The organism is Actinopolymorpha sp. B11F2, assembly GCF_040195635.1.
Classification (GTDB): Bacteria; Actinomycetota; Actinomycetes; order Propionibacteriales; family Actinopolymorphaceae; genus Thermasporomyces.
In genome coordinates, this window is sequence record NZ_JBEFTX010000004.1 from 423,904 (window position 1) to 435,830 (window position 11,927).

Consider the following 11,927-nt stretch of genomic DNA (forward strand, 5'->3'; position numbering starts at 1 on the left):
TTTCGCAGGACCCGGGTTCAGTCACCGGGGCGGAGCAGCACATGGACTCCGACCTGGCCGAACCCGAGCCGTGCGTACATCGGGTGCAGGTGCGACTCGGCGGCAAGCCACACGACCCGTGGATGGCTGGCGAGGGCGAACCGGGTCGCCGCCACCGAGATCGCAGTCCCGATGCCTCTGCCGCGGCACGCCGGGATGACCGTCACACCCGAGATGTACGCGGTGTTCGCCACCTCCCGCACCTGGACACAGGCCACTGGCTGGCCGTCGACCCGGCCGACGAAGTGGTGATGCGCCGGGTCGGCCAGGACGCCAGGCGTGATCAGCGGAGCGAGTCCCTCGCCGTAGACGGCCAGGAACTCGGCCGCACCCGACGCCGGACCGACGTCGAGGCCGTCCACGGCGGCGATGCGCTCCAGCAGGTCCGCGCGGCCGAGCGCGAGGATCGGCAGCGTGAGCCACGGCGACAGGCCAGCCGCCGAGAAGACCGGAGCGCCGACGTGGCGTTGCCGGGTCATGACCGTCCACTGGCGAGCGGTGACCGCGCGCGCCTCCAGCCAGCCGGTCGCCGCGTCAAGGGCGGCTGACGTCGGCGGGACCATGGCCTTGGCCTGGCACGCCCACGGCTGGTCGACGCGGTAGCTCACGCACGGGATGCCCTCCACCACGGCCGAGTCGGCTCCCGCCGTGGGGCCAAGCACCGCGCGCGCGGCCTCGGCGCGCGCCAGCAGGTCGGCGACGTCGGTCATCGCGACCCCACCGCGCCGGTGTGCCACAGATGCATGACGGCTCCCCACCTTCTGCGGCCACCGACCCGCCGACGGCGGGTCCGAGCGGACGTCCCCTAGCCTGAGGAGAAGATAGCTCCCGAGACCGGTGGCGCTAACCGATGCGTTCGTCGACGAAGCACCAGCGCCAGTTCTCCCCCGGCTCGAACGAACGGATCACCGGATGGTGCACGGCGGCGTAGTGCGCCGAGGCATGGCGCAGCGGCGAGGAGTCACAGCAGGCGACGTGGCCACAGGCCAGGCAGATCCGCAGGTGGACCCAGTCGTCCCGGCCCAGCGCAAGGCAGTCCTCGCACCCTTGCGTCGTGCTCGGTCGTACGCCGGAATCGCCGCCCACCTCGGTCGGCGCTTCGGCAAGGTGCGGGCACCCGTTCATTCGTCGTCCTTCCGGCCACGCGGGAGCATCAGTTCCTCCAGGTCCTGCTCGAGCTCGACCTGGCGGCGTATCTCGTCAGGGATCCTTCCCGCGTTGCGTGCCTCGAGGAACACCTGGCGTTCGGCGTCGATCATCCGGCGGCGCAACCGCCGGAACGCCTCCGCGGGCACTTCGCGGGACGGGTCGCCCAGCCGCTCCCACACCTGGTTGGCGCGTGCCTCGGCCCAGGCGTCCAACCGCTCCACCACGTGGTCGGGCGCGTTACCGCGGTGCTCGGCGAGGGTACGTTGGGCGGCGCGCAGGGCAGCCTGGCGCACCTCGGCCTCGGCGAGCACGTCGGCCTGGGGGTCGTCGCGTCGCACACCCAGCAGCCGGGCCACCAGCGGGATGGTCAGGCCCTGGCCGATGAGCGTCACCGCGATGACGACGAACGTGATCCAGATGAGCAGGTCACGTGAAGGGAAGTCGAACGGGAGGCTGAACGCCGCCGCGAGTGACACCACGCCGCGCATGCCGGCCCAGGCGATCACCGCGGTGTTCGCAACCGGAGGTGGTTGCTCACGGCGCCGGATCCGGGGGATCAGGAACGGCAGGTACGCACCAGGAAAGACCCAGACGAAACGGCCCACCAGAACGGTGCCCACCACCGCCGCCGTCACCGCGGCGACAGTCGGCCAGGACTCCGACACGGCGTCCACGATGTCGCGCAGCTGCAGACCGACGAGCAGGAAGACGACGCCCTCGAGCAGGAACTGGGTCACCCGCCAGAACGCGTCCATCTGCAGGCGCGACGCCGCACCCATGAGGACCGGGCGCTTGTGCCCGACGTAGAGCCCGCAGACGACGACGGCCACCACTCCCGAGGCGTCGACGGCGAAGGCCGGTACGAATGCCACGAACGGCGTGAGGATCGACAGGGTGTTGTCGAGCAGCGGGTCGTCCGTACGACTGTGCAGCCAGGCCGCCAACACGCCGACGGCCCCACCGATCAGGAGTCCGCCGAGGGCCGCCACCAGGAACTCGATGCCCGCCTGGCGCCAGGTCATCGCCACGACGCCCGCCGCACCACCAGCCACCGCGGCGATCGCCACCCTGAGGGTGACGAGCGCGGTCGCGTCGTTGACGAGGCTCTCGCCTTCGAGGATGGCCACGACTCGGCGCGGGAGTCCCAACCGTCGGGCGATCGCGGTCGCCGCCACCGCGTCCGGCGGCGCCACGATCGCCCCGAGAGCGAACGCCGCCGCCAGCGGGATCTGCGGCACCATGGCGTGCAGCACCAGGCCGACCACGACGGTGATGAACCACACGTGCCCGAAGGCCAGCAGAGCGATGGGGCGCAGCAGTCTGGTGAAGGCGGGCACGGAGGTGCGGATCGCCGCGGCGTAGAGCAGCAGCGGCAGAATCCCCTCGAGGACGAGGTCGGGCTCGAGCCGGACTCGCGGGCCGACCGGCAGGAAGGACAGAACGATACCGGCAACCATCAACAGGAACGGGGCGAGCAACCCGAGACGCCTGGCAAGACCGGAGACCAGGCCGACGACGGCCAGCAGCACGACGGCGGTGAGCAGCGTCTCCGTCACCTGTCGAGCCTAGGGCATGTCTACCAACCCGTGGACAATGACCACGGTGCCCATGCGTACGGACGACTGACCAGGTGTCCATGCCTGGCTCGGCGACCACAGGCATGCCCGGCGTGGTCATTTGCGGTTCGGCACCACGGGAAGGAACGTCAGTCGTAGGAATAGAACCCTTGACCGGACTTGCGGCCGAGTTCCCCCGCCTCGACCATTCGGGTGAGCAACTCGGGCGGGAAGAACTTCGGGTCGGCCGTCTCGTCCCAGATGTTCTGCGTGGCATGGCGAAGGACGTCGACACCGGTGAGGTCGGTGGTCGCGAGCGGGCCCATAGCGTGGCCGAAGCCGAGTTTGCAGGCGGTGTCGATGTCCTCGGCCGTGGCGACGCCGGACTCCACCAGGCGTACGGCCTCGACGACGAGCGCGGAGATCAGCCGGGTGGTCACGAAACCGGCCACGTCCCGCGTCACCACCACGCACGTCTTGCCGACCGCCTCGGCGAACGCCCGCGCCCGTGCCAGCGTCTCGTCCGATGTCCGGTGCCCGCGGACCAGCTCGCACAGCGCCATCATCGGCACCGGCGAGAAGAAGTGCGTGCCCACGACGGACTCCGGCCGCTGCGTCGCCGCCGCGATCTTGGTGATCGGGATCGCCGAGGTGTTGGACGCGAGGACGGCGCCGTCGGGGCAGATCCGGTCGAGCTCGCGGAACACGTCCTGCTTGACCTCGATGCGTTCGAACACGGCCTCGACCACGATCGACGCGCCGCCCACGGCGTCGAGGTCGGTCGTGGTGGTGATCCGCTCGACCGCCGCCTCGGCGTCAGGGGCGCTCAGCCGGCCCTTCTCGACGAACTTGCCGAGCGATGCGCGGATCCCGTCGACCCCGCGTTTGAGGGCTTCGTCGGTGACGTCGCGCATCGTGACCTGCCAGCCGGCGGCCGCCGCGACCTGCGCGATGCCCGATCCCATCAGGCCGGCGCCGACCACCGCGAGTGTCCGAGGAGTGAGTTCCGCCATGGGGGCAGCCTATGCAAATTCCGAACAGCCGTTACGGTATGTCGTGCTTCTGCTGCGAGGTGGTTTCGCAGGCGCGGCCATTCTCGACGGTCGTACACCTCGCAGAAGACTGGTGTGGCATCAAGCTGGGCGCGGGGGCTGACGCACTTGGAGGGATGCACATGAGCGAACGAAGTGAGGTCGTGAGTCACCACAGCACCGTCGACACCCTGGTGGTGTCCGGTGGAACTCCGCTCGTCGGCGAGGTCGCCGTCCGGGGAGCGAAAAACCTCGTGCCGAAGGCGATGGTGGCCGCTGTCCTCGGCGACTATCCGTCCGTCCTCTCGAACGTTCCGCAGATCCGGGACGTCGAGATCGTCCGCAACCTGCTGGAGCTGCACGGCGTCACCGTGGCCGACGGTGAGGCGGCGGACACCCTCGTCCTCGACCCGTCCCGGGTGGAGCAGGCCGCCCTCCCCGACATCGAGGTGCACGCCGGGGCGAGCCGGATCCCGATCCTGCTCTGCGGGCCGCTGCTGCACCGGTTGGGCCATGCGTTCATCCCTGACCTGGGTGGCTGCAAGATCGGCGACCGGCCGATCAACTTCCACCTCGACGCGCTCCGGCAGTTCGGTGCGGTGGTGGAGAAGCGTCCCGAAGGGCTGCACATCAGCGCCCCGAGAGGCCTCACGGGTACGAAGATCGAGCTCGCGTACCCCAGCGTCGGTACGACCGAACAGGTGCTGCTCACCGCGGTCCGCGCCCAGGGGGTGACCGAACTCCGCAACGCCGCCGTCGAGCCGGAGATCATCGACCTCATCTGCGTCCTGCAGAAGATGGGCGCGATCATCTCGATCGACACCGACCGGATCATCCGGATCACCGGTGTCGAACGCCTCGGTGGCTACATCCACGAGGCCGTGCCCGACCGGATGGAAGCCGGCTCCTGGGCCTGCGCGGCGCTCGCGACCGGCGGCGAGGTCTTCGTCCGTAACGCCCGGCAGGTCGACCTGATGACGTTCCTCAACGTCTACCGCCGGGTGGGTGGGGCTTTCCAGGTGACGGCCGACGGGATCCGGTTCTGGCATCCGGGTGGAAAGCTCGACGCGCTGGCGCTGGAGACCGACGTCCATCCGGGGTTCATGACCGACTGGCAGCAGCCGCTCGTCGTCGCGTTGACGCAGGCGACCGGGTTGTCGATCGTGCACGAGACGGTCTATGAGAACCGCCTCGGGTACGCCGACGCCCTGGTCCGGCTGGGCGCCCACATCCAGGTCTACAGCGAGTGCCTGGGCGCGACACCGTGCCGGTTCGGTCGCCGCAACTTCTCGCACTCGGCGGTGATCTCCGGTCCGTCGTCACTGCACGGTGCCGACCTGCGGGTGCCGGACCTGCGCGGCGGGTTTTCCTACCTCATTGCGGCACTCGCCGCCCAGGGACGTTCGACCGTCCACGGCGTCGGGATCATCGCCCGTGGCTACGAGGCGTTCCTCACCAAGCTGGAGGACCTGGGCGCCCAGGTCGAGCCCGCCCGCTGAGGGCCCTGTCCTGAACCCGCCCGCCCGACGCGCGTTCAGGACAGTACGTCCTTGCGCAGGAACGTCCACCAGGCACAGGCAAGGAAGAACCCCGCGTAGATCACCGTGGCGAGCGAGCCTCTGGCCATGGCTTCCAGCTGCATCGGGTCGTCGAACAGGCCGCGCCAGGAGTCCGCGTAGTGCGTCGGCAGCATCGTACGCACGGCGCCCAGTGCGCTCACCTGGTCGAGGATGGTGGACACGATCACCACCAGGACCGCTCCACCCACTGCCGCGAGTGGTGCGTCCGTGGTCGTCGACAACCAGAACGCGAGCGCCGCGACGACGAGCAGCGTCACGGCCACGTACGCCACCATGCCGCCGATCCGTGCCGCCGCCTCGGCCAGCGCCAGGGCGTCGCCTCGAGGCGTACGCAGCGGACCCCGGCCGAACGCCGCCACCCCCACGCCGAGCGCGGTCACGGTCAAGGCCACCAGGGCGACCGCCGACGTCGCCAGGCTCGCAAGGAGCTTGACGCCCAGCAGGCGCCCCCTCGACACCGGAAGCGCCAGCAGGTACCGCAGGCTTCCGTTGCTCGCATCGCCTGCCACCGCGTCGCCGCACACCAGGGCGACGATCACCATCAGCAGGAACCCCGCCGACGCGCCGAGAGTGAACACAGTGAAGTTCGCGGCGCTGAACGTCGCGAGGGCCGCGAGCGACCAGAGGTCGCCCGCCTCGTCGCCGCCGAACTCGAACGCCGCCACGAGCAGCACCGGCAGCACGACGACGAGTCCGAGCGCGAGCCGGGTCCTGCGCAGGGAGAACTGCCGCCGCAACTCGGTGCGGACCGTCAAGCTCGCGCGAGCGCGGTGAAACGACGCCACGTCGACCTGTGCGTCGAGCGCCCTGACATCGGGGAGGGCGGACTCACTCATCGCGGCTCCCCTGTTCTGTTTCCCTGCCCGTCCGGTTCGTTCCCACCCTGCCCGTGACCGTCGTGGTCGACACCCACCATCGTCAGGAACGCGTCTTCGAGCCGGATCCGGGGTGCGAGCCCGCAGACGCCGACCCCGCCGACCACCAGGGTGCGCACGAGCTCGGACCGGGATACGCCGTCGCAGTCGACCACGAGTCCACCGTTCCGCCGAGCCACCGACCTGACCGCGAGGCCCGCGAGCAACGACTCGGCCCGGCCGACGTCGTTCACGTCGAGGACGACCGACGCCGTGTCGCCCACGACGTCTCCCACGGGGCCCGCAGCCAGTCGGCGACCACGGTGGAGGACCACGATGTGCGTGCAGGTCCGTTCGACCTCGGCCAACAGGTGGCTCGAGACCAGGACCGCCCGGCCTCCCGCTGCGTATCGTCTGAGCACCTGACGTAGGGCCGCGATCTGCGGCGGGTCGAGGCCGTCGGTCGGTTCGTCGAGGATGAGCAGCGACGGCATGCCGAGCATCGCCTGGGCAACAGCCAGCCGCTGGCTCATCCCGTGGCTGTACTCCCCCACTCTGCGGTCGATCGCGGTGCCGAGGCCGGCGATCTCCAGTACCTCGTCGAGGCGGGCCTCGTCACGTGGCCGCCCGGTCGCGTCCCAGAACAGCTCGAGGTTCGTACGCCCGGACAGGTGCGTCAGGAAGCCTGGCCCGTCGACCAGCAGGCCGACCCGGGCCAGGACGGACGCGCCGGGCGTGAGGAGGTGGCCGAAGACGTGCACCTGTCCGGCCGTGGGGCGGACCAGGCCGGTAAGGATGCGCAGGCAGGTGGTCTTGCCGGCACCGTTGGGTCCGAGGAGTCCGACCACCTCACCGGTTCGTACGGTGAAATCCACGCCCCGCAGGGCGTCCTGGCCCTTGGCGAAGGTCTTCGTGAGGCCCCGTACGACCAACGGCGTCTCGGCGTGGTCGGGGTCGAACCTGCCGGGGCGGTTCCTGTCGCGGCGCCTGACCAGCAGCCAGGTCACCAGGGCGGCGACCAGCAGTGTCGCGGCGAGCCCGCCGGCCGCGGCCAGCCAGGGCATGACGGTGCGTTCGGCACCCTGGGCGACCACCTGGGGCAGGCGGATCGAGTTACCCGCCAGGCCGGCGACGTAGGTCTGCGGCTCGACCGGACCGGCGTACGCCTGGTCGGAGGTCGCGAGGGTGACGCGGATCCGATGCCCTGCCCGGAAGCGGTGCACCAGCCCCGGCAAGGTCACCTTGACGGGTCTGGCGGCGTCGAGCGTCGCGGGCAGATCGTGGAGGCGGACCGGAGCGACCGCGCCCCCGGGCAACTCGGTGACGCCGGTCGAGGCCACGTCGTACACCTTGGCGAACAACACGGCCGTGCCCGAGGACGACGCCGCGCGGATCCGCACCGTCGGTGCTCCGGTGACGTCGACCGGTTGGTCGAGGAGGGCGGAGTCGTAGGACACGAACTGCCCCGGCATGTCGAGGCTGACGCGGGTCAACGACACGCCGCTCAGGGCGCCGAGCCCGGGGACCGACGACATTGCGGCCGGCATGCCGGCGGGTGGGTTGGCGACCTGTCCCGGTTCCCCGGAGAGCCGCACCTCCCGCGCGGGGGCGTCGCCGTCCATGCCCGGATAGCCGGCGGGGGCGTACAGGCCGAGCGTACGTACGGCGAAGTCGTCGTAGTCGATGCCGGTGATCCGGCTGAAGGCGAAGGACTTCCGCGGCCGCTTCCCAGCCCGGTGCTCGGCGGTGCCGCCCAGGAAATGGTCGAGCCAGCGGACGGTCAACCGGCGCAACCGGGTCTGGTCGAGCGCGGAACCCGCACCCGCGTCGTGGCCGCCCGAGAACCACATCACGCGGACCGGCGTACGAGACGAGCGGATGGCCACGGCGTTCGCGTCGGCTTCGGCGAGGGGGAACAACGTGTCCTGCGTGCCCTGGACGAGCAGGGTCGGCGCCCTGATCCGCTCGACGACGCTCGCGGGGCTCGACCGGGCCAGCAGGGAAACGGTGGCGGGATCCGCGCGCCCGGTGACAGCCGCCCGCTGGTACATCCGGCATACAGGGACCGCGAACCTGCCGCACCCGACCGCTGCCCCACCCACGGCTGGCGCCGGTGTCCTGCTGTGATCTGGCACCTGGTCTGGGGCCGCGCGACCCGCGCGGGCCTGGTCGGCCGGCATCGCCAGTGCCAGCAGCCCACTCGGTCGGGACAACGAGTCGTCGCCGGGAACCGGTGCGAGTACGGGGAGAGATCCGCGCCCGCCGAAGCCCGCCGCGTACAGCCAGCCGGCCCACACCCGCTTGAACACCCCCTGCGCGGGACCGCCGCCGCTCGCCTCCGGGAACAGGGCACGGCCCAGGTCGTTCCAGGTGGCCTGGGGCACGATCGCGTCCACCCGCCGGTCATGGCCGGCGAGGAGGAGAGCGAGCGCACCGCCGTACGACGATCCGACGACACCTACCCGTGGGTCGCCGGGCGCGTCCTGGCGTACGTCCTTCCGGCGGGCGAGCCAGTCGAGGAGCTGACGGGCATCGGTCACCTCGTAGTCGGGACTGTTGAGGTGGATCCGGCCGCCTGAGCGTCCGAAGCCCTGCGCCGTCCACGTGAGGACGACGTAGCCGTGGCCGGCGAGAAGTCGTCCCTGGCCGTCGACGCTCTCCTTCGTACCGCCGAAGCCGTGCGCGAGGAGTACCGCCGGCGCGGGCCGGTCGGCCGTCACGCTCGCCGGGCGGTAGAGCCGGGCGTCCAGGCTGACGCGCTGATCGCGGTCCGGCCCGGTTCGTACGTCGATCATGAGATCCGTGACCGTGGTGCCGCCACGTGCGACCTGACGCGCTGACGGGGCAGCCGACGCCTGGGCGCCGACCAGGCCCGTCACCGTCGCGAGGACGATCACCAGGGCGGCCCGGCGGACGCGGTCGGTTACGGCCATCCGGCTACGGTAAGCACACAATCAACTACATAGTGTGCGACTCGACCGCGACGAAACGACCTCTCACCAGAATTCGCGCGCTCCCGGTCTCTCGACCCGCTCGGCACCCCTTGGGGCCGGGGAGTCTCGCGGCGACTACCCAGGCGGGTCGAAGCCGTCAGGTTCCCGGACGACCCGCGCCCCGAGCCTCGTGAGGACGCCAGCCAGGTCGGGATAGCCCCGGTCGAGATGGTGCACCCCCGACACCAGCGTCTCCCCGTCGGCGACCAGGCCGGCAAGGACCAGCGCGGCACCAGCCCGGATGTCGGTGGCCTCCACCGGCGCACCGGAGAGCATCGGCTTGCCACGGATGACGGCGTGATGACCGTCAGTACGTACGTCCGCACCCAGCCGCGCCAGCTCCTGGACGAACCGGAACCGCCCGTCGAAGAGGTTCTCCGTCACCATGGAGGTCCCCTCGCTGACCGAGGCGAGCGTCACCATCATCGCCTGCAGGTCGGTCGGGAACCCGGGGTACGGCAGCGTCACGGTGTCGACGGCGCGCGGCCGGCCCTCCATGCGTACCGTGAACTCGTCGGGGCCGACCTCGATCGCCGCGCCCGCGGCCACCAGCTTGTCCAGCACGATCTCCAGATGGTGGGCGAGCGCGTTGCGCACCCTCACCTGACCGCCGGCAACGGCCGCTCCGATGGCCCAGGTGCCCGCGACCATCCGGTCGGGTACGACCGTGTGCTTGACGGCATGCAGCGTCGCCGGACCGTCGACCTCGAGCGTGGACGTGCCGATTCCGCCGATCTTCGCCCCCATCTGCGACAGCATCTCGGCGATGTCGACGATCTCGGGTTCGCGAGCGGCGTTGTCGATCAGCGTCGTCCCCTTCGCCAGCGTCGCGGCGAGCAGGAGGTTCTCGGTGGCGCCGACGCTCGGGAAGTCGAGGAAGATCTCCCCCGCGCGCAGACCGTTCGGGGCGCTGGCGACGACATAGCCGTGCTCGATGTCGATGTCGGCACCCATCTTCGCCAGGCCTGAGACATGCATGCCGAGCCCACGGGAACCGATGCTGTCGCCGCCTGGGAGCGCGACCTTGGCCCGGCCACACCGTGCGAGCAGCGGACCCAGCACCGTGATGGACGCCCGGAGCCGGCGGACGAGCTGATAGTCGGCTTCGTGGTCGATCGACGCGGGCACGTCGATGGTCAACGTGTCCGCCTCGGTCGCCGTCTGACACCCGAGGCGTTCCAGCAGATCGGCCATGTAGCGCACGTCGAGGATGTCCGGCACCCCCGACAGGACTGTCTGCCCCTCGGTGAGCAGGGCTGCGGCCATGAGTTTGAGGGCGCTGTTCTTCGCGCCCGCGACGGTGAGCTCGCCTGTGAGGTGGGCCCCACCCTCGATCCGTAACCGTTCCACCCAAGGCATGCTATGAGGCCCGCGTCCGGCCCGTCGGCAGTTCCCCTGTCCTGACGTGCCGGTGCGCTGTGACGGTGCGCCGTGCCCGGCGCGGTCCCGGCGTGTCGAGGGCACCACCGTCGTCCCGGGCGTGACCTAGGCTTGCGGGTATGGTCAGGCTCACCCGGATCTACACGCGTACCGGCGACCACGGCACCACCCGCCTGGTCGACAACTCCCAGGTCGCCAAGACCGACAGCCGGCTCCAGGCCTACGCCGACGTCGACGAGGCCAACGCGGCCATCGGCATGGCACTGGCTCTCGGCGCCCTCGGTCCGGAGATCGGCGCCGTGCTGGTCCGGATACAGAACGATCTCTTCGACGTCGGGGCCGACCTCGGCAACCCCGTGGCGCCCACCCCCGCCGAGCACCCCGCGCTGCGGGTGAACCAGTCCTACGTCGAACGCCTGGAAGCCTGGTGCGACGACTTCAATGCCCGGGTGGAGCCACTGCGTTCGTTCGTCCTGCCTGGTGGGACTCCCGGCGCGGCACTGCTGCACAACGCGCGGACGATCGCCCGGCGTGCCGAACGGACGACCTGGGCGGCACTGGACGTCCATGGCGAGACGATGAACCCGGTCGCGGCGAAGTACCTGAACCGGCTCTCCGACCTGCTCTTCGTCCTCGCCCGGGTGGCCAACGGTGCCGAGGGAGACGTCCTGTGGGAGCCTGGCGGCCCCGACGCATAAAGATCACCACGCGTGAGCGCGCGCAAGCTCCTTCGAATTTGTCCCACTTGCGGCGATATCTCGCTATTTCATAACTGGCGAAATACGACAGAGCGCATTTCTTTACCAAGGGGACCTCGCCATCCAACTGGTCTCGGCGCTAGGTTGATCAGTCGTGCTGGGGCGAGTGGTGCGAATCCGCATAAACGCACCACAAGTGTGTGACCTTTCCGGCCAGCGCAGGTGGCCGGTCGATGCATGCGAAAGAGGCTGACGTGGACGGCAGACGTCCAGGACAGGACCAACAGCCGATGTCGGCACGCCAGCCACGGCAGGAGCGCCACTCCAGCCCCAACTGGCTGGAGCAGTCGGACCGTGCGCCGATTGGCCGCGAAGTCCTGTCCGACACGTCCGAGATGTGGCTCGGCGCAGATGCGACCGACGAGCCGCCGAACCGCACTGCGGACGAATCGGCGTACCACCCGACTGACAGCCCGGCCTACCGCCCCACCGACAGCCCGGCCTACCGCCCCACCGACAACCCGGCCTACCGCCCCACCGACAACCCGGCCTACCGCCCCACCGACAACCCGGCCTACCGCCCCACCGACAACCCGGCCTACCGCCCCACCGACAACCCGGCCTACCGCCCCACCGACAACCCGGCC

At 70.4% G+C, this 11,927-nt stretch carries 9 protein-coding genes and 1 pseudogene; 3 read left to right on the top strand and 7 right to left on the bottom strand.

Annotated features, from left to right (window positions below; genetic code table 11):
- Window positions 1-17: 17 nt before the first annotated feature.
- The 4 genes from ABN034_RS10870 to ABN034_RS10885 form a co-directional block, all read right to left on the bottom strand.
- Window positions 18-749: a GNAT family N-acetyltransferase gene (locus ABN034_RS10870; RefSeq protein ID WP_349690869.1), complete on the bottom strand. Its 732-nt coding sequence runs from the start codon at window positions 747-749 to the stop codon at window positions 18-20.
- 133 nt (window positions 750-882) lie between these two features.
- Complete coding sequence (locus ABN034_RS10875) at window positions 883-1,164, bottom strand: UBP-type zinc finger domain-containing protein (protein WP_349690870.1); 282 nt, start codon at window positions 1,162-1,164, stop codon at window positions 883-885.
- Window positions 1,161-2,744 carry a Na+/H+ antiporter gene (locus ABN034_RS10880; protein WP_349690871.1) on the bottom strand — a complete coding sequence of 528 codons (1,584 nt, stop codon included), beginning with the start codon at window positions 2,742-2,744 and terminating at the stop codon, window positions 1,161-1,163. The genes ABN034_RS10875 and ABN034_RS10880 overlap by 4 nt, the downstream gene beginning before the upstream one ends.
- Window positions 2,745-2,893: 149 nt before the next feature.
- Entirely contained in the window at window positions 2,894-3,757 is an 864-nt protein-coding gene (locus tag ABN034_RS10885) for a 3-hydroxyacyl-CoA dehydrogenase family protein (RefSeq protein WP_349690872.1), read from the bottom strand.
- A 161-nt stretch (window positions 3,758-3,918) separates the two neighbouring features.
- Between ABN034_RS10885 and murA (ABN034_RS10890) the strand changes: the two genes are divergently transcribed.
- A complete protein-coding gene (murA, locus tag ABN034_RS10890; protein ID WP_349690873.1) occupies window positions 3,919-5,274 on the top strand; it encodes a UDP-N-acetylglucosamine 1-carboxyvinyltransferase in 1,356 nt (451 codons plus the stop codon).
- 35 nt (window positions 5,275-5,309) lie between these two features.
- Here murA (ABN034_RS10890) and ABN034_RS10895 read toward each other — a convergent pair whose 3' ends face one another.
- The 3 genes from ABN034_RS10895 to murA (ABN034_RS10905) all read right to left on the bottom strand — a co-directional run bounded on the left by ABN034_RS10895 (window position 5,310) and on the right by murA (ABN034_RS10905) (window position 10,552).
- Window positions 5,310-6,191, bottom strand: coding sequence for an ABC transporter permease (locus ABN034_RS10895; protein ID WP_349690874.1), 882 nt, complete (start codon window positions 6,189-6,191; stop codon window positions 5,310-5,312).
- On the bottom strand, window positions 6,188-9,142 hold the full coding sequence (locus ABN034_RS10900) for an alpha/beta fold hydrolase (protein ID WP_349690875.1): 2,955 nt from the start codon (window positions 9,140-9,142) through the stop codon (window positions 6,188-6,190). The genes ABN034_RS10895 and ABN034_RS10900 overlap by 4 nt, the downstream gene beginning before the upstream one ends.
- 135 nt (window positions 9,143-9,277) lie before the next feature.
- Complete coding sequence (gene murA / locus ABN034_RS10905) at window positions 9,278-10,552, bottom strand: UDP-N-acetylglucosamine 1-carboxyvinyltransferase (RefSeq protein ID WP_349326029.1); 1,275 nt, start codon at window positions 10,550-10,552, stop codon at window positions 9,278-9,280.
- 149 nt (window positions 10,553-10,701) lie between these two features.
- Between murA (ABN034_RS10905) and ABN034_RS10910 the strand changes: the two genes are divergently transcribed.
- Both ABN034_RS10910 and ABN034_RS10915 read left to right on the top strand, forming a co-directional pair.
- On the top strand, window positions 10,702-11,280 hold the full coding sequence (locus ABN034_RS10910; RefSeq protein ID WP_349690876.1) for a cob(I)yrinic acid a,c-diamide adenosyltransferase: 579 nt from the start codon (window positions 10,702-10,704) through the stop codon (window positions 11,278-11,280).
- Window positions 11,281-11,570: 290 nt separating this feature from the next.
- A pseudogene (locus tag ABN034_RS10915) lies at window positions 11,571-11,927 on the top strand (hypothetical protein); the annotation flags it as partial.

What these genes read in the sequence shown, in the direction of transcription:
- ABN034_RS10910 (WP_349690876.1), top strand. Translation starts at nt 10,702, where the DNA reads ATGGTCAGGCTCACCCGGATCTACACGCGTACCGGCGACCACGGCACC.
- ABN034_RS10900 (WP_349690875.1), bottom strand. Translation starts at nt 9,142, where the DNA reads ATGGCCGTAACCGACCGCGTCCGCCGGGCCGCCCTGGTGATCGTCCTC.
- ABN034_RS10870 (WP_349690869.1), bottom strand. Translation starts at nt 749, where the DNA reads ATGACCGACGTCGCCGACCTGCTGGCGCGCGCCGAGGCCGCGCGCGCG.
- ABN034_RS10885 (WP_349690872.1), bottom strand. Translation starts at nt 3,757, where the DNA reads ATGGCGGAACTCACTCCTCGGACACTCGCGGTGGTCGGCGCCGGCCTG.
- ABN034_RS10895 (WP_349690874.1), bottom strand. Translation starts at nt 6,191, where the DNA reads ATGAGTGAGTCCGCCCTCCCCGATGTCAGGGCGCTCGACGCACAGGTC.
- murA (WP_349690873.1), top strand. Translation starts at nt 3,919, where the DNA reads ATGAGCGAACGAAGTGAGGTCGTGAGTCACCACAGCACCGTCGACACC.
- ABN034_RS10875 (WP_349690870.1), bottom strand. Translation starts at nt 1,164, where the DNA reads ATGAACGGGTGCCCGCACCTTGCCGAAGCGCCGACCGAGGTGGGCGGC.